The 25,155-nt window shown below is 56.4% G+C and carries 23 protein-coding genes; 13 read left to right on the forward strand and 10 right to left on the reverse strand.

What is annotated here, in order from left to right:
- Nucleotides 1-535 precede the first annotated feature (535 nt).
- The 3 genes from AC1RM7_RS18200 to AC1RM7_RS18210 form a co-directional block, all read right to left on the reverse strand.
- Nucleotides 536-3,784 carry a PAS domain S-box protein gene (locus AC1RM7_RS18200; RefSeq protein ID WP_492943905.1) on the reverse strand — a complete coding sequence of 1,083 codons (3,249 nt, stop codon included), beginning with the start codon at nt 3,782-3,784 and terminating at the stop codon, nt 536-538.
- A 548-nt stretch (nt 3,785-4,332) separates the two neighbouring features.
- Nucleotides 4,333-4,554 carry a hypothetical protein gene (locus AC1RM7_RS18205; RefSeq protein ID WP_492943906.1) on the reverse strand — a complete coding sequence of 74 codons (222 nt, stop codon included), beginning with the start codon at nt 4,552-4,554 and terminating at the stop codon, nt 4,333-4,335.
- Between the two features lie 243 nt (nt 4,555-4,797).
- Nucleotides 4,798-6,114 carry an ATP-binding protein gene (locus tag AC1RM7_RS18210; RefSeq protein WP_492943907.1) on the reverse strand — a complete coding sequence of 439 codons (1,317 nt, stop codon included), beginning with the start codon at nt 6,112-6,114 and terminating at the stop codon, nt 4,798-4,800.
- A 162-nt stretch (nt 6,115-6,276) separates the two neighbouring features.
- Here AC1RM7_RS18210 and AC1RM7_RS18215 point away from each other — a divergent pair, with 162 nt between their 5' ends.
- On the forward strand, nt 6,277-6,900 hold the full coding sequence (locus AC1RM7_RS18215) for a response regulator transcription factor (RefSeq protein WP_492838962.1): 624 nt from the start codon (nt 6,277-6,279) through the stop codon (nt 6,898-6,900).
- Between the two features lie 35 nt (nt 6,901-6,935).
- On the opposite strand, the gene AC1RM7_RS18220 is transcribed toward AC1RM7_RS18215, so the two are convergent.
- Together AC1RM7_RS18220 and AC1RM7_RS18225 are read right to left on the reverse strand one after the other, a co-directional pair.
- Complete coding sequence (locus tag AC1RM7_RS18220; RefSeq protein WP_492838960.1) at nt 6,936-7,286, reverse strand: hypothetical protein; 351 nt, start codon at nt 7,284-7,286, stop codon at nt 6,936-6,938.
- Between the two features lie 95 nt (nt 7,287-7,381).
- Nucleotides 7,382-7,618 (reverse strand): hypothetical protein, encoded by a 237-nt coding sequence (locus tag AC1RM7_RS18225; protein ID WP_059369824.1) that lies wholly within the window; start codon nt 7,616-7,618, stop codon nt 7,382-7,384.
- A gap of 242 nt (nt 7,619-7,860) precedes the next feature.
- Here AC1RM7_RS18225 and AC1RM7_RS18230 point away from each other — a divergent pair, with 242 nt between their 5' ends.
- Complete coding sequence (locus tag AC1RM7_RS18230; RefSeq protein WP_157223898.1) at nt 7,861-8,013, forward strand: hypothetical protein; 153 nt, start codon at nt 7,861-7,863, stop codon at nt 8,011-8,013.
- 353 nt (nt 8,014-8,366) lie between these two features.
- On the opposite strand, the gene AC1RM7_RS18235 is transcribed toward AC1RM7_RS18230, so the two are convergent.
- Entirely contained in the window at nt 8,367-8,711 is a 345-nt protein-coding gene (locus AC1RM7_RS18235) for a YybH family protein (protein WP_111835333.1), read from the reverse strand.
- Between the two features lie 206 nt (nt 8,712-8,917).
- Here AC1RM7_RS18235 and AC1RM7_RS18240 point away from each other — a divergent pair, with 206 nt between their 5' ends.
- The 5 genes from AC1RM7_RS18240 (at nt 8,918) to AC1RM7_RS18260 (ending at nt 12,037) form a co-directional block, all read left to right on the forward strand.
- Nucleotides 8,918-9,322: a DUF1236 domain-containing protein gene (locus AC1RM7_RS18240; protein ID WP_492838957.1), complete on the forward strand. Its 405-nt coding sequence runs from the start codon at nt 8,918-8,920 to the stop codon at nt 9,320-9,322.
- A gap of 156 nt (nt 9,323-9,478) precedes the next feature.
- Entirely contained in the window at nt 9,479-10,111 is a 633-nt protein-coding gene (locus AC1RM7_RS18245) for a hypothetical protein (RefSeq protein ID WP_492838955.1), read from the forward strand.
- Between the two features lie 150 nt (nt 10,112-10,261).
- Complete coding sequence (locus AC1RM7_RS18250) at nt 10,262-10,414, forward strand: hypothetical protein (RefSeq protein WP_006019307.1); 153 nt, start codon at nt 10,262-10,264, stop codon at nt 10,412-10,414.
- Nucleotides 10,415-10,534: 120 nt separating this feature from the next.
- Complete coding sequence (locus tag AC1RM7_RS18255) at nt 10,535-11,434, forward strand: hypothetical protein (protein ID WP_492838953.1); 900 nt, start codon at nt 10,535-10,537, stop codon at nt 11,432-11,434.
- Nucleotides 11,435-11,842: 408 nt separating this feature from the next.
- Entirely contained in the window at nt 11,843-12,037 is a 195-nt protein-coding gene (locus AC1RM7_RS18260) for a hypothetical protein (RefSeq protein ID WP_492838951.1), read from the forward strand.
- 234 nt (nt 12,038-12,271) lie between these two features.
- Here the strand turns inward: AC1RM7_RS18260 and AC1RM7_RS18265 are convergent, their stop codons facing one another.
- On the reverse strand, nt 12,272-12,691 hold the full coding sequence (locus AC1RM7_RS18265; RefSeq protein WP_492943908.1) for a GreA/GreB family elongation factor: 420 nt from the start codon (nt 12,689-12,691) through the stop codon (nt 12,272-12,274).
- A gap of 139 nt (nt 12,692-12,830) precedes the next feature.
- Nucleotides 12,831-13,100, reverse strand: coding sequence for a hypothetical protein (locus AC1RM7_RS18270; RefSeq protein ID WP_202966310.1), 270 nt, complete (start codon nt 13,098-13,100; stop codon nt 12,831-12,833).
- 60 nt (nt 13,101-13,160) lie between these two features.
- Here AC1RM7_RS18270 and AC1RM7_RS18275 point away from each other — a divergent pair, with 60 nt between their 5' ends.
- The gene (locus AC1RM7_RS18275; RefSeq protein ID WP_006019302.1) at nt 13,161-13,751 is read left to right on the forward strand and encodes a hypothetical protein; all 591 of its coding nucleotides are present in this window, start codon (nt 13,161-13,163) and stop codon (nt 13,749-13,751) included.
- A 12-nt stretch (nt 13,752-13,763) separates the two neighbouring features.
- Here the strand turns inward: AC1RM7_RS18275 and ku are convergent, their stop codons facing one another.
- Nucleotides 13,764-14,603, reverse strand: a complete 840-nt coding sequence (gene ku, locus AC1RM7_RS18280; RefSeq protein WP_006019301.1) for a non-homologous end joining protein Ku — start codon at nt 14,601-14,603, stop codon at nt 13,764-13,766.
- Nucleotides 14,604-14,833: 230 nt separating this feature from the next.
- On the opposite strand from ku, the gene AC1RM7_RS18285 reads away from it, so the two are divergent.
- Genes AC1RM7_RS18285 through AC1RM7_RS18295 form a run of 3 tightly spaced genes read left to right on the forward strand, consistent with a single transcriptional unit; the run spans nt 14,834 to nt 16,142 of the window.
- Nucleotides 14,834-15,034, forward strand: coding sequence for a hypothetical protein (locus AC1RM7_RS18285; protein WP_202966309.1), 201 nt, complete (start codon nt 14,834-14,836; stop codon nt 15,032-15,034).
- Complete coding sequence (locus tag AC1RM7_RS18290) at nt 15,034-15,447, forward strand: hypothetical protein (protein WP_059369398.1); 414 nt, start codon at nt 15,034-15,036, stop codon at nt 15,445-15,447. The genes AC1RM7_RS18285 and AC1RM7_RS18290 overlap by 1 nt, the downstream gene beginning before the upstream one ends.
- On the forward strand, nt 15,447-16,142 hold the full coding sequence (locus AC1RM7_RS18295; RefSeq protein ID WP_062329212.1) for an SOS response-associated peptidase: 696 nt from the start codon (nt 15,447-15,449) through the stop codon (nt 16,140-16,142). The genes AC1RM7_RS18290 and AC1RM7_RS18295 overlap by 1 nt, the downstream gene beginning before the upstream one ends.
- A 356-nt stretch (nt 16,143-16,498) precedes the next feature.
- Here AC1RM7_RS18295 and AC1RM7_RS18300 read toward each other — a convergent pair whose 3' ends face one another.
- Nucleotides 16,499-16,717 carry a DUF6894 family protein gene (locus AC1RM7_RS18300; protein ID WP_492838947.1) on the reverse strand — a complete coding sequence of 73 codons (219 nt, stop codon included), beginning with the start codon at nt 16,715-16,717 and terminating at the stop codon, nt 16,499-16,501.
- 960 nt (nt 16,718-17,677) lie between these two features.
- On the opposite strand from AC1RM7_RS18300, the gene AC1RM7_RS18305 reads away from it, so the two are divergent.
- Nucleotides 17,678-23,890, forward strand: coding sequence for a HAMP domain-containing protein (locus AC1RM7_RS18305; RefSeq protein WP_157223897.1), 6,213 nt, complete (start codon nt 17,678-17,680; stop codon nt 23,888-23,890).
- On the forward strand, nt 23,875-25,128 hold the full coding sequence (locus AC1RM7_RS18310) for a response regulator (protein ID WP_245258700.1): 1,254 nt from the start codon (nt 23,875-23,877) through the stop codon (nt 25,126-25,128). Before AC1RM7_RS18305 ends, AC1RM7_RS18310 begins: the two co-directional genes overlap by 16 nt.
- Nucleotides 25,129-25,155: the final 27 nt, after the last annotated feature.

The following is a 25,155-nucleotide window of genomic DNA, read 5'->3' on the forward strand; positions in this document are numbered from 1 at the left end:
CGGTGGCCTCTTGCCTTCGCACTCGTGACCTTGGCGCTCACTCTGGCTATCGCCGTGGCGTTGCGGCTGTGAGGCCTCGCATATCAGATGTTATGGACTGCGCGTGCGCATCGCTCCCTGCAGAGACGTGCATTCTTGATCGCGACGTATCGCAACTTATGCGCCCGGGCGTACTCAATTCCGTCGAGGATCAGCTAGTGAACGTCCTCGGCCCTGCCCCAGCGCAGCACCTTCACTCACTTGTTAGGCTCGAGATCTTTTTCGCGATCGAAGAAGTGCTGGATTTGCTCCGGCGTGATCTCGGAAGATTCTTTAAGTTTCGCGCCTTGGTCTAGCGCCCTGTCAGCTTCGAGGATGTCACCGTGATCATTTCATCGCCGCCAGCTTCAGCAGCACGCTTATGAGCCGGGGCCTGCCGAGGCACCGATCGTGGCTATGATTTTTCTAGAGGTGCAGCTCCGACGAACGAAATCGGCAGAAAGGTCCGCGCCCGGAAACGCAGTACGTCTCGGACCGTTGAAACAAGCGCGCTGCTCTAGCCTGCACTTAGGTTAGCAAGTTTCGCAGCGAGGTCTCGAGTGCTGAATGGCTTGACCATCCGGGGAAGATCAGGAGCGACGCCCTCGCTCTCGGCATAGCCCGACACCAGCAATACCTGCGTGCCCGGCAACTCCGATAGGACACGCCGCGCCAAATCCGTGCCGTTCATGCCGGTCATAAGGTGATCGGTAACAAGAAGTTGGGGTTTAAGGCCGCCGCCAATCAGCCGGATTGCCTCTTCCGCCGAAGCAGCTTCGATAACCGTGTAACCGATGTCCGCGAGCATGTCAGCTGCTGCCGCACGAACGAGGGGCTCGTCATCGACAAGGAGCGCGGTTCCAATGGGGCCGCCGCTGACCCTCGAGACCTGATACTGGCTGTCCGATTGCACGGGCTGATCAGTCGAAGGAAGCCAGATCTCTATGTTCGTGCCCAGCCCCAAACGGCTTTGAATGGTCAGCGCACCGCCCAACTGTGATGCCAAGCCGTGAGCCATCGATAGACCGAGACCCGTGCCTTTTCCGATTCCTTTGGTCGAGAAGAACGGCTCGACCGCCCGCGTCTTCACGGATTCATCCATGCCGACGCCGCTGTCGGCCACGGATATCCTGACGTAGCGACCTGCATTAAGGTTGGCGCGATTTCCCGCATCAACCTGTTGGGCGTCCGCAATAATGCGCAACGTACCGCCGTCAGGCATAGCGTCACGCGCGTTGACCGCGAGATTGAGGAGAGCCATTTCCAACTGAATCTCGTCGATCCTCGCGGCCGGTAAGTTCTGCTCGATCTCTATGGAAACCTTCACCTGCGGACCGCACGTACTGGCAATCAGCTCGCCCATTCCGTGAATCAGGTCTCCCACGTGAACCGGCTTGGCCTGGAGTGGTTGGCGTCGTGCGAATGCGAGTAGCCGCTGCACAAGGGTCTTGGCTCTTTCTGCGGACTGCATCGCTCCGGCGATCAAGCGCTGCTCGCGGTCGCCACCCAAGCCCCGCCGTTGCAAAGCATCGAGCGCGCCGACGATTGGCGTTAACAGATTGTTGAAGTCGTGGGCGACGCCGCCGGTAAGCTGGCCCATTGCCTCCATTTTCTGCGCCTGACGGAGTTGCTCCTCCGCCCTGGCCAGACGCTCCTGCTCCCGGATACGTTCCGTCACATCGTATACGAACTGATACGCGCCGATCCGTTCTCCATCACTGTTCCGCAAAGTATTGTACTTCATCTCATAGTGGCGACGTTCGCCAGCGCGGTCGCCGAACGCCGCGATTTCCGTAAATTCCTCTCCCGACAATGCGCGGGCCCAAACAGCGCGCACGACTTCGCGCTCGGCAGGCAGATGCGCCAACAGGTCAAGCATGCATTGCTGGGCCTGGGGACGAACCCCGAATAGCCTTTCGAATTCATTAGCTGCGGCCTTGTTGATGGCGAGCCAGCGAAATTCGAGGTCCACTACCTGGACGAAAGCGTCCGTGCCTTCGACGATGTCCGCCAACACTTTCCTTTCAGCCAAAACCTCGGAGATTCGGCGCTCCAATGTTTCGTTCAACTCCTTAAGCTTTGCTTCATCGGCCTTGCGAGCAGTGATGTCGATAGCGGTGCCGGTAACTCGCACACAGTACCCATCGCTATTGAACAAGCCGCGTCCCTTCGCAGCCACCCATCGGACACGACCGTCCTCTTTCCCAACGGTACGATACTCAACATCATAAAGAGCTCGCTTGTCGGGATCTGCCGCCGCCGCGTAAGCGGCGCTGACGAACTCGCGATCCTCGGGGTGAAGACCCGAATAGAAGTCCATCATCGACACGGGCCTGTCCGGCGATATCCCGAACATTGCCTTGACCAATGGTGGCCAGTGCAGGACCTGGTTGATCTCATCCACATCCCAGAATCCGATGTCCGCGTTAGCAGTAGCGAGTCGCAAACGTTCCTCGTTTTCTCGTAGGGCAATATTCGTTGCTTGCAATTCCTCTTCAGCCCGGCGACGTTCAGCCTCTGCTGCCTCTCGCTGGGTAATATCGACGTTGACGCCAATCATCCCGAGAAATTCACCGGAAGCTCCGAAGCGAGGATGCGCAACGGTTTCAAGCACCCGGTACTCTCCTTTGGCGCTGCGGTATCGCCCTTTCAACCTTACGGGGACCCTTTTAGCAAATGCGGCCGCAACCTGGTCGCCCACCATTTGGGCGTCTTGGGGGTGTATCGTCGACGACCAGTCGAAATAAGGAATGGCTGCTTCTTCCACCCCCCAAAAACTACGGAGCAAACGGTTAAGGTGAAGGCATTTGCCCGCTGCGTCGCTCATCCAGATCATGACAGGAGCGTGCTCCGACATGAGACGGAAGCGCAATTCGGATTCCCTCAACCGCTCTTCTGTGATTATTCTGTCCAGAGATAAGCTCAACTGTCGAGCAATGGTGCTTGCTAGACGGGTCTCTCGCTCGCTGAATTGATGTGGGCACCTATAGTAGGTCATGAATTTGCCGATGAGTTGTCCGTGGCGGACGAGCGGAATGAAGGCAAGGCCGCGAATCCCTTCGCCCTCGATTACCCTCTTCAGGGTATCGGCGTCGTTCGTATTCCGAATGTCGGTAACGAAGATCGGGACCGCGTCAGTTGTCTCGGGTGTCCACGGAGAGTGACCATCGACAGCTTTACGATACTGCTCGCTGAGTCCTTTCCAAGCGACAAAGCGCATTACGGAAGCCGAATCGAACAGCAGAATCGACGCGCGCTCGCACTCCAGCGCATCGGTGATCGCCTCTAGCGCCGCCTCATAGACCTCTTGGGCGGATCTCGCAGCCTGCAGGCGCTCAGTCAGGTGAAAAAGCGTTCCCAGCTCACGGACGGTCCGCGAAAGTGATTCCGCAGCGCTCTTGCGTTCGCTGATGTCCCGGCAAAACGTTGCTCCGCCCACGATCAATCCCTTCTCGTCGCGCAGCGGGACGACAGTAAGCTCCACGGCAAGCGTTCTCCCATCCTTGCCCACCCTGACCGTTTCGAAGGGGCCATAGGACTGGCCGGCGCTCACGCGTTCGATCATGCTCTCGGCCACTGAGCGCTCCGCCTGCGTGACCAACTCCAGAAGGGACTGACCAGCGATTTCCGAAGTCTCAAACCCCAACAGGCGTTCTGCCGCGGGATTCCACTGTGTGATGATACCGTCGGTCCGCCAGCACCAGATCGCGTCGGGCGAGCCTGCAAGGATTGCCGAAAGCACCATCGGTCCGGGTTCTGCCGCCATGGGCCGATAGGATTTGGGCGTTAAGACGGAAACTGGTCGGTTAGCCCCACTGGACATCCTTCACCCCCTATCGGCCGCGTTTTGAGAAGAAGACGGCTCTAAAATATCTGAGTCCAAGTCGCAGACAACAAAAGCTTCCTTAACGGCAGGGATTGGGATTGGTTCCAAACGCCAGTCCAAGAACCGACTGTTGGCTGGCCGACAGCGTCGGGCGAATTTTTTCCTGCTTCGGAAGCCGCTGGGAGCCTAGGTTGGCGCGATGAATGCCGCATACGTCCTGCTTTCAGGGGTCGATCCGATGGTACGGCGGCGGGCGCCAACCGATGCCCGGCTTTGGGAGGAACGGCTTTCGGACGAGTATCCCGCCTCTCGCTGAGGGTGCGACCCTGCTCCGAATATTTTGGTGATCAACCGGCGTAGAGAGAGGCTGAGAGGCTACGGGATACGACCGAAGCAAACTCCTGCCGTGCGCATCGCGCACTTCGAGGCAAAAAGTGACGGCTCGGCTCGCAGGGTCCCGTTGCCGTTTCCAGTAATCAGGCAAACATCTATAAGGTTCCGTTTTCTGAAAAAGCTGCAGCCGCCGCATTTCTGGCGAGCCGCAGTTTTCTCATATTAGGAAACGGCTTGCCGAGCGCGCGCGCCTTGACTTGAACCGATACTATAGAGCGCTTCAAAACCACCGCTGCTCTTGCAGGAGATGCTTTAGCAGCAAGCAGTTCTTCGAGACGTTCTATCTGTGCTGGCGTCCAACTCCGCGATGTGACCAACCCACCCTCCTCATTCAGCCCTACGCAGCGTTGGTGAATAATAGGAAACCGGGTGACAAGTTCCTTATTTCTCAGGAAAAAGTGGCAATAGACCCAGATTGGCCAATCAAACCATTGAAAAATTAGGCTTTATCATTGACCGCACAGAGCGCGTCAGGGAGATACAAGGATGCTTTGGCATATTAGAGCTGATACGAGGCAACACCCGCTCGACTTCTGCTGCGAGCCCCGCGCGGGATAGCGCTAGACCGCAGGAAGGTCATCGTCGCTCAAACATGGTATCACACAGCTCAGACGCGTGCCTTGCCGCGTGCTGGAAATGGACAAGGTGCCCCCGAGAGCGCGCAGGCGTTCGCTCATACCCCGCAGTCCACGACCGAATACCACATTCGTGGGCACTCCCTTCCCGTCGTCGAACACGTCAACGCGGACTTGCCTTCTCCGAGAGGTTTCCTCACCGTCAGTTACCAACTGGGCTGAAATTACTAGTCTAGTCGCAGCTGAATGGCGCAAAGTGTTAGTCACGCCTTCTTGTATTACGCGAAAAATCGTTTCGGCGGTGACTCCTTTGACACCGGCAATGGAGGGATCAATGTCCTTACTAATATCTATGGCCGCAGCCTTTGGGCCAGGTCCCGATAGTATACTGTCGATACTCGATATAATGCCGAACTCTTGCAGCTGAAACGGCTGCAACCGGTCGAGGATGCGGCGATTGGCTTGCTGAAAAATCTCGACGGCCTCGAGCAACCGTGATGATGCGATAGCGCTGTTAGTGTCCATTATTGACAGGCCATCGGATATCGACGTGGCATGAGCACGGATTGCGAACAATATGGGACCGAGTTCGTCATGCAACTCCTTGGCGATGTCTGAGCGGTCGCGATCTTGGAGATTCACCATTTGCCGAAGCAGGTCGCTGCGATCGCTGCTGAAGCGCTTTAAACTTTGGGCGAGCTGGTTCACCTCGTTGCAACTTCGAACCAGCTCTGGCGATCCCTCACACTCAATCTGAAATTCATACTGCCCGCGCCGCAACATCGTCAGAGCCTTCTCAACACGGGCGAGCGGCTTTAACATTGAGCCCAACAAGCAATAGGCAATTAGGAACGTGAGAGAAGAAAGTAGTATTGCAGCTATCAGCAAGGCAACAAATGTAATCCACTTTTCCCGAATGTCGGCGGACAGATCCGAGAAGTAGATCAGATCTCCGAATTTTCGTCCGTCTTTGGTGACAGGTAATCGACTTGGATCTGAATGTTCGCCTAGAAGTCTTATGAACCAAGCCGGCACCCCGTCGGCTCGAAAGGGTGTGGAGGCGACCACTGGCGTCGTTGTATCGGTGGTCTCAAAGCCAATGATGCCTGTCTTATTTTCTCGAGATGAATCCAAAAATTTTTGCATCACGCTATCAGGATTGTCTGAAACTGACAGCGTTGCCCCAAGCGATCGAACAAGTTGATTAGCGACCTCGTCCGCGAGCACCTTCTCGTGTTTTAGCGTAAGCGAGGCGAACATCACCTGAAGAGCCACAATAGTTCCCAAGGCCAAGATCAGCATTGAACTTAGCAACAGCGCGAGGCGAACGCGAAGCGAAAGCACAGACCACATTATTTTGGATTCTACTGGTTGATGCCTAGGAAGCTTCGAGGAACCCCTAGCTTGTACTATGGTTGCTCCCAGACAAATTGCCTAACCGCGACCGAATGGTAATTAACCCCAATGAATATCTTGATCGTTGACGATCATCCACTGGTCATTTCTGGATGCAAAGCAATCCTTGCATCGGTTCCCTCAATCACGATCACATCCGCATCGGACGAACGGACCGGATTTCAGCAATTCTTGGACGTTCGACCCGAAGTATCAATTATCGACTTGAATCTGCCCGGTCTTTCCGGCTTTGAGTTGTTGCGAAAAATCAGACAGCATGACCAATCCGCCAAAACTATCATGTTCAGCATGAACGACGATCCAATCTTCATACTTCGTTCCCTTGAACTTGGCGCCAATGGGTATCTTTCGAAGACCGATGATCCCCGTTATCTTATTGAAGCTGTGGTGACGGTCGGAAATGGCGGATCTTTCATTTCGCCACGGCTCGCCAAGAATGTAACCTTCTCTGCTGCTTCTATCCGGGCGAATCCGCTCAATGTACTGGGCGGGCGAGACATCGAAATTTTGCGATTATTGGCCCGTGGCAACAGCATCGCCGAAGTGGCCGATGCGCTCGCACTTTCCTACAAAACCATCGCAAATTCGACCACCTCGCTGCGACAAAAGCTTGGTGCAAAAAATCACTCCGACCTAATCCGGAAAGCGGTCGAACTGGACCTTCAGAATTAGGTCGCTCTTGCCATTCCCCAAACCAGGGCTAGAACTCAGCTTGGAGCGAGCACCGCGAGTTTCTTGCGAAGCGGGGCGTTTCTCTTGGACTTGCTAACGCCTGGTATCGGCGAACGAACAGATGCTTCAGAAGCATTCAACTTCGTAGTTTCGAACTCTCTTTGTATCTTTGCGTCGGCAATCTCTGCAACAGGCGAGGATATCGTCGGCAGCGACGTATCGATCACCACAAGATCAGGACGGCGGATTGCAGACGCAATTCTAATGACCGTCCGGTCGACATCTGGGCGCTCTTTTGCTCTAGGGCGACTATCGAGATGCTCGCTAAGCAGGATAACGGTCAACAGCAGGCTACCCACACATATAAAATACCGAAAAAGCGGCATCGATCCGTCCCCATACACGATGTTCGCACGTGCCCTGCCTTCGCGGCTCGGGCATATGAAAGAGGACGGTCGATCGACCGTCCTCTTTCAGTGAGTTACTTCTCCGTGCAAACCTTGATGGTCTTCATCCCGGTTTCCGCTTCGGTCCTGGTCTTGAAAACCCCGTTATCGACAATTGTGGTCGTTGTGCCAGTGGGCTTTTTGTCGACCACGGTGCAGGTCTTGGTATTGCTGTCTCGGACGACATAGTATTCGCTGACAACGGCAGTCTGGGCGTATGCCCCTACTGCACCAATCATCGCGAACGCAGCGCCCATCAGAATTTTCTTCATCACTTCCTCCAAATGTTGGTAACGCGCGCTGAACGGCGATGAGCCGCTTTAGTTCCCCGGAACAGAAATTGTTCAAGCTGGTTTGGGAGCCGCTAAACCAAAGGAGAAGTTCATGAGGAAACTGATCATCACAGCAGCAGCAGTTGCTCTTGTCGGCCTGACAGTGCCCACGGCGGCAATGCCCACGGCCAAATCGAGTACCGTCGCGCACAGTGACAGCGAGCTTATGCTTGCAAAGCACCATGGCGGTCATGGCTGGAAGGGGCATAATCGAGGACGCCATTATGGATGGCACCGTGGCCGAGGCCATCATTATGGGTGGCACCGCGGTCGAGGCCATCACTATGGATGGCATCGCGGCCATCACCGCCACTGGCACTAACGGTCAGGTATAAGGAGAAAAACGATGAAGTCGGTTCTTATATCGCTAACAGGCGCAGTCGTCCTAACCTCCACCGCGGTGGTCGCGGCGCCTCTGAATGTCGGTGCTGTTGGTTCAGACCTGACCACGGTAGAGCAAATCAGGTTGGTCTGTAATCAATACGGCCGCTGCTGGCACAGCCGGGGGCCCCGATACGTTGTGCGCGAGTATGATAGTTACAACGTACGCCATAGTTACGGCTACTACGGTGGTCGTCCTCATTATTACCGAGGAGACGGCTACTACGGCGGTCCGAGCGTAGGGTTCAGCATCGGCGGCCGAAGCTGGTGATATCGAGGAGGGGGAACGCTTTTCGGCGGTTTCCCCTCAACTTTCACCAAATGGAAGCAACGGACCGCAGCGACTTCGCTCGATCTTGCCCTCGTTGTTGTAATCGAGCATGACGTTTACAACACCGGTTTTAGTTCTATATGAAAAATGAACGCCCCGATGCACGGGCGCAAATTCTTCAAACTCCGCGCTTGGCTTTTCGCTGAATCGTACTTTCCAATAAGCGCGGATCGCCTCTCGACCCACGATGACTTGCTCGCCCCCGCAGCCACATTCGAGCGAAGCTCCTTCATCATAAAGATGAAGGAGACCTTCTAGATCCTCCGCGCGATACGCTTCAAGCCAATCAATCGCGACGGCCATCGGGTCAAAGGAATTCATTGGTCCTACCTACATGCCACATCGCAAAACTGAGGCATTCCATATTAACCTTAGATGAACCCAGCTTAACCTCAGATGAACCCAGCTTTTCCGAGTAATTTATCGGCATATCTAACACGTCATTTTACCCTTCCCGATACACCAACCGGATGGAACAGAAATTTCCGACCCACGTTTGGCAGGCGCATCAATCAGAGGAGAGCGAGATGCATAAGATCGTTTCAGGATTAATCTTAGCGACAGCGGTTTCAGTAACGACGCCAGTCCTGGCACAGGAGGGCGCAGTGGGCGGCGCGGTTGGTGGCGCTATCGTAGGCGGTGCAGTCGGCGGACCCGTTGGCGCTGCGGTCGGCGCTACCACCGGTGCTGCCGTGGGTGGCATCGCCGACGATGCACGGCCTCGTTTTCGCTCATATGTAACGGAGCGGAGCCATCCCTCTTATCGATACCAAGGCGATATTCGAGTCGGAGTCGAACTCCCAGCTAGCGGCGTCACTTACTACGAAATTCCAAATGAATATGGTGCAACGCGTTATCGCTATACTGTTGTGAACGATCGCACAGTGTTGGTTGATCCGAGCTCACGACGCATTGTTCAGATCATCGAGTAATGACCTCCAAAGCTTTTGCGGGCACTTCCGGCAAGTGTGCCGGAAGTGCTTTGCTTTTGCAGCCCGTTTAGCCATTTACTGAAGCCTTTAAGTTCTCTTTCTCCGGAGGAACACCAACTTCTCATAAACGTTCGCCCCCAAACAAAGGAGGCGGCGATGCGATCATCTCTTACCTATTACTTCGCTGGCGTTGGAACGGCCGGCATGGCTTTGGTCATCGGCTTTGGTGGATCGTTAGCATTCTTCAACACGATCACAACCAAAAAGCCTCTCTCGCCAACAAAGATTGAGCGTGTCATCAAGCAGGATGAAGCGTTGCAAGCGAAGAACAACTCTCCTGCTCAAGCAGTGCCGAATATCGCAACCGTGAAAGCGACGCCAGCGCCTGTACCTCTGCACACTGCGGGCACCTTACAGGCACCTAAGCCAGTAGACCATGCCGGGCCTTCCGAAGATCTTAGGCCGACTAAGAACGGCGATAACAGACGAGCGGATGACGCGCAAACAGTTGGTGAACTCCGGTCCCGCGCGAACGTCCCGTCCTCGACGATTACGGTCAGTGACCAACCGGCGCCGGTGCAAGATAAGATCGCGATTGCAAAGCGGAGTCGTGAGCTCGAACTGAGAAAGGCGCGTGATTCGGCAAACGATAGAAAGCGGCTTGCTGCAAAGCGAAAGCAGGAGATCGCAGCGGCTGCAGACGCCGTCCGACGAATGTTGAGAGATCGACCCGAGCTTCGCGAAGACGAGCTGCAGCGGCCGTTCAACATGGGATTTTCCATCGATTGAGGCGGTCGCCAAAAATGCAAGCGGACCTCGATGGGGTTGTTTTTTCAGTTCGCTGCACTGCCGTCGACGCCGCTAAATGTCTCGGAGCGAAGGGAACACGGACGACACATTGTCGTTTTGGTAGCCGATTAAACAACTAAGGAGATTCAAATGGCTGACGGCAGTGATGGCGCAAGTGGAATTCTTGGAGTCGTAGTGGGTGTGGTCCTCGTTATTTTTGTCGGAGCAGCCATGATGATGGCAACCGGCAATATGGGTAACTCGGGACCAAGCTTCACGATCAAGGTCCCAGGCGCCAAGTAAACCTCTTCAACCGTAAGGAGATTCACATGAATGGCGTAATTTATCTCGTCGGCCTGGTGGTCGTGGTTATGGCGGTACTTTCACTCATCGGCCTTCGATAATTCAACAGAGGAATTCGCTATGGCGGTAACAGATCCGGGGTATGTTCAGTCTGGCAGGTCTTATCTGGAGTGGGGTCCCATTATTGGCGGCGCGGTAGCCGCAGCATCTTTGTCGTTTCTTCTTTTGACGTTCGGTGGAGCCATTGGGCTATCCCTCACATCTCCATGGCCAGACACAGGCGCGCGTTTATGGGTAGTGAGCCTCGCCGTCGCTTGGTGGATGGTGCTGGTGCAGATCGGTAGCTTTGCAGCAGGCGGCTATCTTGCAGGACGGATGCGGTCGCGATGGAGCGACTCTGAGCCAGAAAGCGGCTTTCGAGACAGTACGCATGGCTTCATGGTATGGGCAGTGGGGGTGTTATTCGGCGCCGTTGTTCTCGCCATTGTCGGACTGAGTTCTGCAAAAACCTCCGCTCAGTCCGCCGCTGTTGTTGCAGCCGGCGCGACGTCCGGGGCAACCTCAAATGCACGAGCGCTTTCAGCGACGCCCGCCGACTACGCAGTCGACTTGCTTCTCCGACCGCCGCAACCTGGCACAACGGTCGACTTGAAAACTGGCGGCGGCGACCTAGAGGCAGCACGCGCGGAAGCAAACCGGATTTTTGCGAGCGCTATCAAGAATCAGGCAATTTCCGAGCGAGACCGCACGTATCTTGGACAGATCGTCATCGCGCGAACAGGCATGCCTGAAGCCGAAGCCCAAAGCCGTGTGGACGCTGCCATAGCAGAAGCTCGCGACCTTGAATTGAAGGCACGTCAACAAGTCGACAAAGCTCGCAAAGCTACGGTTATCACTGCTTTTATAGCCGGCGTTTCACTGCTTATCAGCTTGGCTGCAGCTATCGTTGCAGCGGGGGCGGGAGCGCGTCACCGCGACGAAAACCGAATTCCGACCTTTGCGGGCCACCGCTTTTGGTAACCCCAATACAAGGAACATCGATATGCCGATTTTGCTCTGGTTGATTGGAATTCCTCTCCCTTTGATTCTACTAGTGCTACTGCTGCGCTAGACAACCCAGTGACAAAGCCGGCTGAATTGCCGGCTTTGTTGCCCAAGCGGAGGGGGAGAATGAAAAGACCAGATTGTCGTATTCGAGGTATGGCGAAAGAATTGGATGGCTAACGGTGGCGCGAGAATCGCCCTCAGTTTGAACGCGCGTTTAGACAGAGGGAAGTCGTTATCCAAGCCCCCACCAAGTGGACTTGCTATGAGCTAGGTGGTTATCGGGACCAAGAACGCGCGGAACAGAAGTCCAATACGCAAATGCAGCGTGCGCGGCAATCTCGAAGGCGCGCAGGATTGGACCAGCAGGCGTGGTGAGCTGCGATGAAAGATGTAAAAGCCAGGATTGAAAAACTTCTGGTCGATGCCGTCGATTGCGAAATCATCGCAAAACTCGCAACCAACAATACAAAGCGAGAATCATTCGAGCGGCTTGCTGAAGCGTATCGAAAAATGGCAGCAGAACTGCAGCGGCTGATCGATAAGGGGCAGTTTTCTGAGGACGCTGCTAAAAAATAACCGCGCGGTAGCGGGGAGCGCCGAATTGTAAGCCTTCATGACCTAAACAACAATCTCAGAGCGGCGATAAAGCAAGCCGAAAGTTCAAATTGCGATCAAATATCGCAAAGAAGTCCGGCTATCCGGATAAGTTCCTCACCACTGAGTGCCCGAAAGGATTCGCGAGTGCCCTCCCCGCAATAGGGAGCCCAACCACGAGTGTTCAGGGGCATCGCTGAACGATCATATTGCGCCTCATCGTGAACCCGATCTCGCTCGCCACGAACGAGGCGGGCATCGACTACAGCTCTGATGTCGTCGAAGCGTCTCCAATTGACACAATTTCAGCCGTCCCTGACCAGCCACGACGGTGTCACCAACGGCTTTCCCAAGCAGGGCTCGGGCGAGTGGCGACGCATGGGATAGCAGACCTTTGGTGGGATCGGCTTCGTCTTCTCCGACTATACGGTACTCCTGCCTTCGGCCGTCGTCGCGCTCGATCGTGACCACGGCGCCAAACCGAACCGTCGTAGCGCTGTCCGGCATCTGGACCACCATCGCGGTGCCGCGTCTGTTGTTCCAGTAACGGAGGTCTCGGGATATAGCTGAAAGCGCGTCTCGATCACCTTCGATCTGCGCTTGGGCCAGCCTGCTTTGAAGTTCAGCGATCTTCATCTCAATTAAGCTGAGCCTTCCGCTGTAACGTAATTGGGATACTCCGACACGATACGGTCGGGCAGTTCATCAACGGCGTCGGACTCTTTTACAAAGGCTCTGCTCATGACTGCTAATTCCACCGCGGACGTTGCGTTCCCTAATCCGCAGATTTCAACCTTCGCATCGTAAATTCGATCTCGTCGCCGGGGAGCTCACGCCAGGTTTCAACCTCCGACATGTATGCCTGTTTGGGGTATTCATCGAGGAATGCCCTTGCCGTCTGGCGGGCTTTTTCTCGAGGCTGGGTGAACGTCTCCCGGACGTAGCCGTCGTCCCGGCCGGCGAGCTTCCGGCCTGCCCTTTGCTCGGCCATCCGGTTCGACAATTCCCGCGGCGTTCTTGGACCGGGCATCACGATACTCCACATGCGATAGTTCTTAGGTAATCATCTGTTGGTGGATTTGGAGTCCGAGCCGGGAGCGTTGGCATGCCTAGAAAGCTCAAAACTTACCAGACATCGATGGGCTTTTTCGATCTGGCCGTAGCCGCCCCCTCGATGAAAGCAGCATTGGAGGCCTGGGGATCCAAGAACAACTTATTCCACCAGGGTTTTGCGCAAGAGGTGGATGATATCGACGTCGTCGCCGCAACAATGAAAAGGCCCGGCGTAGTGCTGAAGCGCCCTGTTGGATCTGATGGGCCCTTCTTAGAGCAGGCGGACCTCCCGGCATCGCTTCCAGCCCACAAGCGGGGCTCGCGAAAGCCCCCTTCGACGCCAATTAAGCGCGGGCGCGCTCTGGATGACAAGGCAGCCCGAGAGGCCGCAAAGGAATACGAACGGGAAGAACGGAAGCGAGATCGGGAACGGGCCAAACTTGAAGCTGAACGTGCGCGTCGCGAGCGAGCCATCTCCAAAGTCGAGGCCCAAAGAGAAAAAGCAAAGCGAGATCATGAGAACCGGCTTCGCGAGATGGAAACCGAGCGCGCGGCGCTTGATCGACGTTTCGAGGCTGAGGAGCTTCGCTGGAAAAGGCAGATGGAGAAGTTTCAGAACGAATTGAAACACGCGCGGAAGTGAACGCCAAGCTTGCTAAGCCGCCTTTCGTTTCCGTCCGCCGGAACGCCTCCGTTTTGCGCGCGGTGCGGCACTCTTCCTGCCCTTCAAACTCTGTTTAAGGGCCTCCATTAAGTCGATCACGTTGCCACGATCTTCCTTCTCTTCAGGCACCTCTATTGTCTTCCCCGCCGCCTTCCGCTTTACCAGGGCCTTTAACGCCGCCTCGTACTTGTCCTTGAACTTGCCCGGGTTAAATTTAGAGGCTTTGGTATCGAGGATGTGAGAAGCCAGTTTGACCATATCTTTAGATACCCGCGGACTGGGAATGTCGTCGAAATAATCTTCCTCATCTCGCAGTTCATACGGATAGCGTAGTGTTGTGCCTAATAGACCTTTTCCCAATGGCTTTAGCGCAATGATGTGCTCTCGATTGGAAAGGACGACCCGCGCCAGCGCAACTCTTTCTTTCTGCTTCATGGCATCACGGATCACAACAAACGCATCCGCGCCTTCTTTTCCGCTCGGGACGATGTAATACGGTTTGTCCAGATACCGCTCATCGATATCTTCGGCAGGCACAAAGTCGTCAATCTCTATGGTGTGAGTGCTCTCAAGCTTGATCGCGTCGAGCTCATCATCGTCTATCTCGACGTAGCGGCCCTTTGAAAGCTCGTACCCCTTTCCCTTGTGTTCCTTATCAACCACCCGCCCCGTGCGCTCATCGACCATCTGCTGTCTAAGCCGATGGCCGGTCTTGGTGTTGATTTGGTGAAAGTGGGTTTTTTCGGATTGCGTTGAAGCAGGATATAGAGCGATTGGACAAGTTACGAGCGAGAGCTTCAGAGAGCCCTTCCAATAAGCACGCAGCGCCATGCGAATCTCCTAGATAATGCACGGCAACGAGTTTAGTCGCCCCCGCGTTCCACATTTGGGATTCATCCTGCGGCCCTCGCCCCTGGCGGCGCGGCGCCGAAGGATGCCAGTAGGACAAGCTCAAGCAGATCGATCTCGTTCCATCCCCCGACCAGCTGTACGACCTCACGCTTCCACAACCACATCTAGGACTATTTACCTGCGCCCTCGCGTGCGCTTGAATGTCCTTCATGAAAATCTCGTTCTTCCGACGCACCAAGTCCCGCTGCCCCCACGACAAGGCTGTGGACGACTTCGCCCGCGTAGTCGACGAGACAGGCATTCTGAGGGCTCAGCAACGCATCGACGAGGCAGCGGCGATCATCGGTAAGGACAGCGCGCCGACGTCCGAAGACGTCGATCGCCTTGGCAAACTGCTTGGTGGTCCGTAATGGGATCGAAGTCGCGGGAATATCTATTCGGCAGTTCCATACGCGCGGCCGCGGAGCGCGCAGCAGAAGCGCGCCTGAAGGCTGATCGGCTCGCCTGTGAGGCCTGGACACTTCGGATGCTGGGCTATCACGGCCCGGCCCAACCCTCCCCGACGCTCGGTGACGCCCTGAACGCGGGCTTTCGGTATCTTGAAGTGAAGTGCCTGGGCTGCGAGATGCACAGCACGGTGGACCTGACAATCGTCCGGCAGCCGAAGGAAACTCCGATCCACGAGCTTGAGCGGTGGATGCGCTGCCAGGATTGCTCGAAGGTTCGAGGTTACCCATATAAGCGAAGCCATCTTGTGGCACTCCGTCCCACCAAGATTTCAGCCAATGACCCGCCGTCACATGGCTATCCCGGAGAACGCTGATGTGCGGCCGCGCTCGCCTCGCTGACGACTGGTCGGAAATCAAAATCCGGCTGAAGTTCGATTCAGACGCCCCGGCGCCGAACTACGAGTACAACCATAATCTCGCGCCGACGGAGCGCATGATGACCGCGATCCGATCGGAAGACGGGAAGCGGACGCCGCGGATGATGAAGTGGGGACTTATCCCCTCGTGGGCGAAGGATACGAAGCTTCAGTACTCGACGATCAATGCCCGCTCGGAAGAGTTCACGACGAAACCAGCGTTTAAGGACGCATGGAAGCGCGGGCAGCGCTGCCTGTGCGTGATGACCAATTTCTACGAATGGAAGAAACTCGACGGGAAGGGCAAGGAGAAACAGCCCTACGCCATCTTCATGGCCGGCCGAAAGCCGATGGTCATGGCCGGCCTCTGGTCAACCTGGCGCGATCCGCTGAACGGTGAAGAGGTGCTGAGTTGCACGATCCTCACCTGCGGGCCGAATAACGCCATGGCCGAGATCCACAATCGCATGCCCTGCATCCTGGGCGAAAGCGACTGGGCAAAGTGGCTGGGCGAAGAGTCCGCGAGCAACGACGAACTGCTGGCGCTGCTGGCGCCCTGCCCCGACGAATGGCTCGAGATATTCCCGGTCGATAAGAAGGTGGGAAATGTCAGGAATAAGGGGCCTGAACTGATCCTACCAGTGACGAGCTAATGATCGTGAGCAAGCATCGGCTTGACGCTGCCTTATTTTGCGATTTCGGTTTTTTTCAGCGCCGCACTTCGGGCACTGATAATCGATCCGGTCCTCGAAGAATAAAAAACCTAGATGAATGGTCTTTATGACCATTGCGCGCGGAGGCTTTTACTTGGGACAAGTAACAGGCGCGCCATACGCCCGGTCGTCGGTTAGCATGCGGCCTCACCGCAATAAAGAGCTCAATGCTCTCAGTCACCGACACCTACCAGGGCGAGCGGTAATGTTCCAATTTGCGCCTTGCCGGAGAGAACGCGAATCCCTTAATCACCGGCAGCTGTGGCGTTATTAATCCCTTTACCTGCCCCTCACATCTACCTTTTTTCGGCGTTGACGCGAATCTCCCAAAGAGGGTTTTGAAACTCATCGGTTACTTCCATGCGCCAGTCCCGGCCCGGTTTCAGCTTGCCATCGAGGTTTTTGATCATCTCGCCGGCGGTACGGGTCGCCTCGACCCAAGCCGCATCCTGGTCCGGCAATTCCTCCCCCACGTCGTCCCAATAGTGGAATATGTTAAAATGATAACGAGGCACTGCTCCGTCTCCTTCCTAAAGGAGACAAATCGACTGTGGTAAGAAAGTTCAGCTCCGCCGCCGCGATTCTGAACGATAAAGCGAACGCCTCGGAGCGGCTCTACCTTTCGGGAATGATGGGTTTCAATGTTTGGCAATCAGCCGCTGCGCGCTTCGTCCTCAACAACCAAAATAATCAGCAGTAGGGTCCCCTTGCCATCTCAGCAGATTTGCCGTGGTGTAATAGCGCCCGGTGTCCTGAAGCTCCCCAAACAAATTGACCAACGCAAGCGCAATAGCGAGACAATCAATGCATCGGCTGGTTCACGTACCAGCGGCAATGTGATCTATTGATGGACGTGGTGCGCAAAAGCCTGAAAGGCGCACCTACTTGTAATTCCATCGTTGCTGATTTTGCTGATCATCCTGCTTCGCTAACGCTTGAATGGCCTTACCGGTGATCGGGCAAGGCCATTTCTCTTTGAGAGATCCAAACGCACGACGGCTGCACGGCCCCTCCAGAGAGGGTTGGCTTATACCACCCGGCAAAGATGGCGAAGGGCGCCGAGCAAGCGTGCGGGAAAGTACTTTTGGCCCGGGTGCCGTCGGACAATTCTCATATTTTGCGCGAACAAAATTTAAGCGCGCTTCTTGTTCCGGCCATGGAACCATATCCTGGAACGAAAGTTTCCGGAATCGTTCAGATTGTGAGTCGGGCCGCGGTGATGTTGCCCACCTCGTCTGCAGCATTTATTCCTACAGAATTGTAATGCTCCACGTTGATCGGTGTCTCTCGCAATGAATGGGAAGTGCCGGAATGAAGGACGATTGCCGTCAGCCACGGATCGCTGCATGTTATGTCGCGATCGCATTTACCGGTGACCCATGAGCGAAACGACGATCCCGAGAAATCGCAAGAAACCCTTGGCCATCGCAAGAGGGAACGGGGAGGCCAGAGACCTAATTGACGATGCCGCGGCAATGCGTTCGCGGCAGCTTCTCGCGGCGATGGTGGCATTTCGGGATGGCGACTTCTCGGTGCGCTTACCGAGAGATTGGCCCGGCACGGATGGACGAATAGCCGAGGCTTTCAACCAAACCCTCGCACACCAGGGCCGGATCACTGGAGAGGTGGCGCGGCTAAGCGGGACGGTCGGCAAAGAGGGGCGCCTCAGGCAGCGCATGACCCTGCCCGGTGCGATCGGCGGATGGGCTGAGCAGGCCGACTCTATCAACACCCTCCTGGACGATCTGGTGCGGCCTACCACCGAGGTGGCGCGCACCATTGGGGCCGTGGCAAAGGGTGACCTTGGGCAGTCCATGGAACTGGAGGTAGACGGGCGGCCGCTTAAAGGCGAATTCTTGCGGTCGGCTAATCTCGTCAACACCATGATCGAGCAGCTTTCTGTGTTCACCTCCGAGGTGACACGGGTGGCGCGCGAAGTGGGTACCGAGGGCAAGCTTGGAGGCCAAGCCCAGGTCAAGGGTGTGTCCGGTGTTTGGAAGGAACTCACCGAGTCGGTCAACCACATGGCCGGAAACCTAACCGCACAGGTCCGCAATATTGCCGATGTGACAACCGCCGTCGCGCGAGGCGATCTGTCGCGTAAAATCACGGTCGATGTAAAAGGCGAAATCCTCGCGCTTAAGAACACCATCAACACGATGGTGGATCAGCTCAATGGTTTCGCGGCGGAAGTCACGCGCGTGGCGCGCGAAGTCGGCACCGAGGGCAAACTCGGCGGCCAGGCTGCCGTGCCCGGCGTTGCAGGTACCTGGAAGGACCTCACCGACAATGTCAACTTCATGGCGTCGAATCTCACCGGTCAAGTCCGCAACATCGCCGAAGTCACCACCGCCGTGGCGCGCGGCGATCTGTCCAAAAAGATCACCGCCGACGTGCGGGGCGAAATTCTGGAAGTGAAGAATACCATCAACACGATGGTGGATCAGCTCAATGGCTTTGCGTCCGAAGTCACCCGTGTGGCGCGCGAAGTTGGCACCGAAGGCAAACTCGGCGGTCAGGCTGTGGTGCCTGGCGTCGCCGGCACCTGGAAGGATCTCACCGACAACGTCAACTCGATGGCGTCGAACCTGACCGGCCAGGTCCGCAATATCGCGGATGTGGCAACCGCCGTGGCCAACGGCGATCTGTCGCGCAAGATCACCGTCGATGTGAAGGGCGAGATTCTTGAGCTGAAAATTACTCTCAATACGATGGTCGATCAGCTTAACGCTTTCGCGGGCGAAGTCAGCCGCGTAGCGCGCGAGGTCGGCACCGAAGGCAAGCTTGGCGGACAAGCGGCGGTCGAAGGCGTGGCCGGCACCTGGAAGGACCTCACCGACAACGTCAACTCGATGGCCAACAACCTGACCGGTCAGGTTCGCAACATCGCCGAAGTGGCGACAGCTATCGCCGAAGGTGACCTTTCCTCGAAGATTACCGTCGAAGTGAAGGGCGAAATTCTCGCACTCAAGAACACCATGAACACGATGGTGGATCAGCTCAATAGCTTCGCGGCGGAAGTCACGCGCGTGGCGCGTGAAGTCGGCACCGAAGGCAAACTCGGCGGTCAGGCTGTGGTGCCAGGCGTCGCCGGAACCTGGAAGGACCTCACCGACAGCGTCAACTTCATGGCGTCGAATCTCACCGGTCAAGTCCGCAACATCGCCGAAGTCACCACCGCCGTGGCGCGCGGCGATCTGTCCAAAAAGATCACCGCCGACGTGCGGGGCGAAATTCTGGAAGTGAAGAATACCATCAACACGATGGTGGATCAGCTCAATGGCTTTGCGTCCGAAGTCACCCGTGTGGCGCGCGAAGTTGGCACCGAAGGCAAACTCGGCGGTCAGGCTGTGGTGCCTGGCGTCGCCGGCACCTGGAAGGATCTCACCGACAACGTCAACTCGATGGCAAATAACCTGACAGGTCAGGTCCGCAACATCGCCGAGGTCACCATTGCTGTTGCGAACGGCGACCTTTCAAAAAAGATCACCGCCGACGTCCGCGGCGAGATCCTGGAAGTGAAGGAAACGATCAACACGATGGTCGATCAACTTCGCTCGTTCGCCGCTGAGGTGAGCCGTGTCGCACGCGAAGTCGGCACTGAAGGCAAGCTCGGCGGTCAGGCGCAGGTACCCGGCGTGGCCGGCACCTGGAAGGATCTCACCGACAACGTCAACTCGATGGCCAACAACCTGACAGGTCAAGTTCGCAACATCGCGGACGTCGCCACCGCCATCGCGCGCGGCGATCTGAGCCGCAAGATCACGGTGGACGTGAAAGGCGAGATTCTGCAGCTGAAGGAAACCATGAACACGATGGTTGATCAGCTCTCAGCCTTCGCGTCCGAAGTTACCCGCGTCGCACGCGAAGTGGGCACCGAAGGCAAACTTGGCGGCCAAGCCGCGGTGCCCGGCGTCGCGGGCACTTGGAAGGACCTCACCGATAACGTCAACTACATGGCCTCAAACCTCACCGGTCAGGTCCGTAACATCGCCGAGGTCACCATTGCGGTCGCCAGCGGCGACCTGTCGAAGAAAATTACGGTCGACGTGCGCGGTGAAATTCTCCAGCTCAAGGAAACCATCAACACGATGGTTGAGCAGCTTCGTTCTTTCGCATCGGAAGTGACACGCGTCGCCCGTGAGGTCGGCACCGAAGGCCGGCTCGGAGGTCAGGCCGCCGTTCCGGGAGTAGCCGGCACCTGGAAGGACCTGACCGACACGGTCAACGGTCTCGCCAACAATCTGACAACACAGGTGCGCAATATCGCGGAAGTCACTACGGCAGTGGCGCGCGGCGATCTCAACCGCAAGATCACGGTAGATGTGAAGGGCGAGGTTCTGGAACTGAAGAACACCATCAACACGATGGTCGATCAGCTCAACCTGTTCGCCGGCGAGGTCACACGCGTGGCGCGTGAGGTCGGCACCGAAGGCAAGCTCGGAGGTCAGGCCCAGGTCCGCGGCGTGGCCGGTACCTGGAAGGATCTGACCGACAGTGTCAACTTCATGGCCTCCAACCTGACGGACCAGGTTCGCGGCATCGTGAAGGTGGTGACCGCTGTCGCCAACGGCAACCTGAGCCAGCGGCTCACCGTGCAGGCGAAGGGCGAGGTCGCGGCCCTCGGCGAAACCATCAACAATATGACCGACACACTCGCGACGTTTGCAGACCAGGTGACGAACGTGGCGCGGGAGGTCGGCGTAGAAGGAAGATTAGGCGGCCAGGCTAACGTCCCTGGCGCCGCAGGCACATGGAAGGATCTCACCAGCAACGTCAACTTGCTCGCGGCAAATCTGACTACTCAGGTTCGCGCAATTGCCGAGGTCGCCACCGCTGTCACCAAGGGCGATCTCACGCGCACGATTCAGGTCGAGGCTCGCGGCGAAGTCGCCGAGCTGAAAGACAACCTCAACACGATGATCGCCAACCTGCGCGATACGACCGAAAGTAATCGGCAACAAGACTGGCTGAAGACCAACCTTGCCAAATTTACCAATATGCTTCAGGGCCAGCGACAACTCAGCACGGTGGGAGATATCCTTTTGAGCGAGCTGGGTCCGCTGGTCAAAGCCTATCAAGGCACGATCTATCACCTCGACAGCGATGAAGAAAACACCAAGCTCAAGCTGCTTTCGAGTTATGCGCGCGGCGGCGTCCGGCCACGCGAAACCATCGACCTCGGCGAGGGCCTGGTGGGCCAATCCGCTATCGAAAAGAAGACGATCCTGCTGGGAGACGTGTCACCGGATTATCTCACGATCTCGTCCAGCCTTGGCAAGGCTACACGCGTGAGCGTGGTGGTGCTGCCGGTTCTGTTCGAGGGACAGACCAAGGCTGTGATCGAACTGGCAACGCTGCAGCCGTTCACCGAAGTCGACCTCGCATTCCTGGAACAACTGACCCTAAGCCTTGGCGCAGTCTTCAACACTATCGAAGCGACCATGCGCACCGAAAGGCTACTGACCCAATCGCAACAACTGACCGCCGAACTGCAGTCGCGCCAGATCGAGCTGCAGCAGACCAACGAGGAACTGGGGACGAAGGCAAAGCTGCTCGCAGATCAAAATGCGGAGGTCGAGCGAAAGAACGCGGAGGTCGAGCAGGCGCGCTTTGCACTGGAAGAAAAAGCCATCGAACTTGCGCTTACCTCGAAGTACAAGTCCGAATTCCTGGCCAATATGTCTCACGAACTGCGGACACCGCTCAATTCGATCCTGATACTCAGTCAACAGCTTGCTGAGAACGTGCCGGGCAACCTATCGGACAAGCAGATCGAGTTCTCCCGCAACATTAATTCGTCCGGCTCCGACCTTCTGAACCTGATCAACGACATTCTCGATCTGTCGAAAATCGAATCGGGTACGGTTACCGTCGAAGTTGAGGAAATTCCGTTTGCTCGCCTGCGCGACAACATCGAACGCAACTTCCGTCATGTCGCAGAAGCGAAGAGCCTGCCCTTCAAGATTGATTTCGCAGCCGATCTTCCCCGTTTGATAGAAAGCGACGACAAGCGCCTCCAGCAAATTCTCAAGAACCTACTCTCCAACGCCGTGAAATTTACCGCACGCGGGCATGTCCATGTTCGTGCTGAACTCGTGACCCAGGGCTGGAGTACAGACCATCCCGTCCTGAGCAAGGCCGAGAAAGTTGTCTCCTTTTCCGTGGAAGACACAGGTATCGGTATTGCTCCCGACAAGCAGCGACTCATCTTTGAAGCGTTTCAGCAGGCAGACGCTGGCACCTCGCGCAGATACGGTGGCACCGGACTTGGCCTCGCGATCAGCCGCGAGCTAGCGACCCTGCTGGGGGGAGAAATTAAGCTCACCAGCATCTACGGCCAGGGAAGCACCTTTACGCTGTTCCTGCCCGTCCAGTTCCCGGGCCGCGACAGCTCCCAAAATGTGGTTGCTGACGGATCCGCGGTCCGCGCGCCGGTTTCCCGCGAACTCATCGTCATGCCGGTCGGGCGGGAAGAGCATATCGACGATGATCGCGACATCATCGAAAGAGATGATACCGTACTGCTCATCATCGAGGACGACCCTCACTACGCTCGCATTCTCCTTGGACTGGCTCACGACAAAGGCTTTAAAGGCATCGTTGCGACCAGAGGCGCGACCGGGCTTTCCCTGGCCCGGCAATTCCGCCCGGCAGCCATTTCTCTCGATATATTTCTGCCAGACATGCTGGGCTGGACGCTGCTCAATCAACTCAAGCTCGACCCGACGACGCGGCACATACCGGTGCAGATCGTCACGCTGGACGAGGAACGCCAGCATGGTCTTTCCCATGGCGCATTTTCCTATCTCATCAAGGAGCCCACCACGTCCTCACTGGAGACGGCGCTCGACCGCCTCAAGAACTTCACGGTCACGCGCACAAAGCGCCTTCTGGTGATTGAAGACAACGACATCGAACGGCAGTCCATTGTAGAACTGCTGGGTTATAACGACATCGAGCTTGTAACCGCGGCGAGTGGAGAAAAGGCGCTGCAAGCCATGCGGGAGCAGCACTTCGATTGCGTCGTGCTCGATCTGCGACTGCCCGACATGACCGGCTTTGAGCTGCTAAAGAAGCTGCATGCCGATCCAGCGTTGGCAACCGTGCCGATCGTCGTTTTCACCGGCAAGAATTTGACGATTGACGAGCAGCTTGAACTCAAGACTATGGCAAAGAGCGTCGTTCTGAAAGATGTGCAGTCACCGGAGCGCCTGCTGGATGAAACCGCGTTGTTTCTTCATCGGGTGATAACCGACCTACCGCCAGAGAAACAGGCGATGCTCAGCCGGCTTCACGGGTCGAACGAAATTCTGCAGAAACGCAAAGTGCTCATTGTCGACGACGATGCCCGAAACATCTTCGCACTCACATCCCTGCTCGAAAATCACGACGTGGATGTCGTGAGTACGACCAACGGTAAAACCGCCATTGAGATCGTACAGAAGACTCCCGACATCAGTCTCGTCCTGATGGATATCATGATGCCGGAAATGGACGGCTACGAGACGATTCGCGAGATTCGCAAAATTCCTGACTTTCATACGCTTCCGATACTCGCGCTCACAGCGAAGGCGATGAAAGGCGATCGCGAGAAGTGCCTTGAAGCCGGCGCCAGCGACTACATTTCAAAACCAGTAAATACAGATCAGCTTCTTTCGTTGATGCGTGTATGGCTGCACCGTTGAAGCATGAGCAAACGCAGATGAACCTGCCATCGGCTACCAGCGGTTACGTGGAAGAAGCAACGCTGACTGACAGCGATACGACGGCCCGTCCAGCTTCGACGAGCCCGGAGACCAGTGACCTCATCAATATATTGATCGTCGACGACGAACCGAGAAATCTCACGGTCCTGGAAAGCGTATTGGACGCGCCGCGTTATCGGCTGGTTCGAGCGGAGTCCGCCGAGCAGGCTCTTCTGTCGCTGCTGGCCGACGAATTTGCGGTCCTGATTCTCGATGTCCGCCTGCCCGGCCTGACCGGCTTCGAACTGGCCCAGATGATCAGGGAGCGCAAGAAAAACGCAGAGATACCCATCATATTTCTCACGGCCTATTATAATGAAGACCAGCATGTGATCGAAGGCTACGATAGCGGAGCCGTCGACTATCTGCACAAGCCAATCAACCCGGCTATCCTTCGGTCAAAAGTTGCGGTGCTGGTCGAGCTTTATCTGAAACAGCGTGAGCTCGAAAACGCGAACCGCGCGCTCATGGCTGAGGTCGCCGAGCGGCGTCTCGCCCAGCAGCAACTTTACGAACTTAACAATACACTTGAGCAAAGGGTGCTGGAGCGCACCGAGGCTCACAAGCGTTCCGAGGAACAAGTTCGCTTGCTGATGAATGAAGTTAATCATCGTTCAAAGAACATCCTCAGCGTCGTGATGGCCGTCGCCCAGCAGACGGTCGCCTCAAACTCTAGTGATTTTCTTCTTCGCTTCTCCAGCCGGATTCAGGCTCTGGCGGTGAACCACGACTTGCTGGTGGTCGGTCAGTGGAAATGCGTCGATGCGTCGGATCTCGTTCGCGGACAACTCGCGCATTTTGCCGAGTTGGTCGGGCAAAGGATCACGGTTGAAGGCCCCAGGCTTCGCCTGGCGCCTTCAGCTGCTCAGTCTGTTGGTATGGTGGTCCACGAGCTCTCGACAAACGCGGTCAAGCACGGTGCTTTGTCAGTTGAGAATGGTCGCGTTGAAATCTCATGGCGCCTTGATGGAGACGCCGGCAGGGAGAATTTCACAATGAGCTGGGTTGAGAAAGGCGGTCCACCTGTTGCGCGCCCAGCCAACCGTGGCTTTGGCACAACTGTTATAACGAAAATGACCGAGATGAGTCTGGGCGGAAAAGTTGAGCTTAGCTATGCATCAACAGGGCTGATCTGGCGACTTAGTTGTCCAGCGAAAAATGTTCTTGAGGCGACGTAACCGTCCCGACTGATCCTAGCTTCCGGG

It is taken from the genome of Afipia sp. GW822-FHT03D08, assembly GCF_058801645.1.

Coding starts and splice junctions, on each gene's coding strand:
- AC1RM7_RS18200 (WP_492943905.1), bottom strand. CDS start 3,784: ATGGCGGCAGAACCCGGACCGATGGTGCTTTCGGCAATCCTTGCAGGC.
- AC1RM7_RS18210 (WP_492943907.1), bottom strand. CDS start 6,114: ATGCTGATCTTGGCCTTGGGAACTATTGTGGCTCTTCAGGTGATGTTC.
- AC1RM7_RS18215 (WP_492838962.1), top strand. CDS start 6,277: ATGAATATCTTGATCGTTGACGATCATCCACTGGTCATTTCTGGATGC.
- AC1RM7_RS18220 (WP_492838960.1), bottom strand. CDS start 7,286: ATGCCGCTTTTTCGGTATTTTATATGTGTGGGTAGCCTGCTGTTGACC.
- AC1RM7_RS18225 (WP_059369824.1), bottom strand. CDS start 7,618: ATGAAGAAAATTCTGATGGGCGCTGCGTTCGCGATGATTGGTGCAGTA.
- AC1RM7_RS18230 (WP_157223898.1), top strand. CDS start 7,861: ATGGCGGTCATGGCTGGAAGGGGCATAATCGAGGACGCCATTATGGAT.
- AC1RM7_RS18235 (WP_111835333.1), bottom strand. CDS start 8,711: ATGAATTCCTTTGACCCGATGGCCGTCGCGATTGATTGGCTTGAAGCG.
- AC1RM7_RS18240 (WP_492838957.1), top strand. CDS start 8,918: ATGCATAAGATCGTTTCAGGATTAATCTTAGCGACAGCGGTTTCAGTA.
- AC1RM7_RS18245 (WP_492838955.1), top strand. CDS start 9,479: ATGCGATCATCTCTTACCTATTACTTCGCTGGCGTTGGAACGGCCGGC.
- AC1RM7_RS18250 (WP_006019307.1), top strand. CDS start 10,262: ATGGCTGACGGCAGTGATGGCGCAAGTGGAATTCTTGGAGTCGTAGTG.
- AC1RM7_RS18255 (WP_492838953.1), top strand. CDS start 10,535: ATGGCGGTAACAGATCCGGGGTATGTTCAGTCTGGCAGGTCTTATCTG.
- AC1RM7_RS18260 (WP_492838951.1), top strand. CDS start 11,843: ATGAAAGATGTAAAAGCCAGGATTGAAAAACTTCTGGTCGATGCCGTC.
- AC1RM7_RS18265 (WP_492943908.1), bottom strand. CDS start 12,691: ATGAAGATCGCTGAACTTCAAAGCAGGCTGGCCCAAGCGCAGATCGAA.
- AC1RM7_RS18270 (WP_202966310.1), bottom strand. CDS start 13,100: ATGTGGAGTATCGTGATGCCCGGTCCAAGAACGCCGCGGGAATTGTCG.
- AC1RM7_RS18275 (WP_006019302.1), top strand. CDS start 13,161: ATGCCTAGAAAGCTCAAAACTTACCAGACATCGATGGGCTTTTTCGAT.
- ku (WP_006019301.1), bottom strand. CDS start 14,603: ATGGCGCTGCGTGCTTATTGGAAGGGCTCTCTGAAGCTCTCGCTCGTA.
- AC1RM7_RS18285 (WP_202966309.1), top strand. CDS start 14,834: ATGAAAATCTCGTTCTTCCGACGCACCAAGTCCCGCTGCCCCCACGAC.
- AC1RM7_RS18290 (WP_059369398.1), top strand. CDS start 15,034: ATGGGATCGAAGTCGCGGGAATATCTATTCGGCAGTTCCATACGCGCG.
- AC1RM7_RS18295 (WP_062329212.1), top strand. CDS start 15,447: ATGTGCGGCCGCGCTCGCCTCGCTGACGACTGGTCGGAAATCAAAATC.
- AC1RM7_RS18305 (WP_157223897.1), top strand. CDS start 17,678: ATGCGTTCGCGGCAGCTTCTCGCGGCGATGGTGGCATTTCGGGATGGC.
- AC1RM7_RS18310 (WP_245258700.1), top strand. CDS start 23,875: ATGGCTGCACCGTTGAAGCATGAGCAAACGCAGATGAACCTGCCATCG.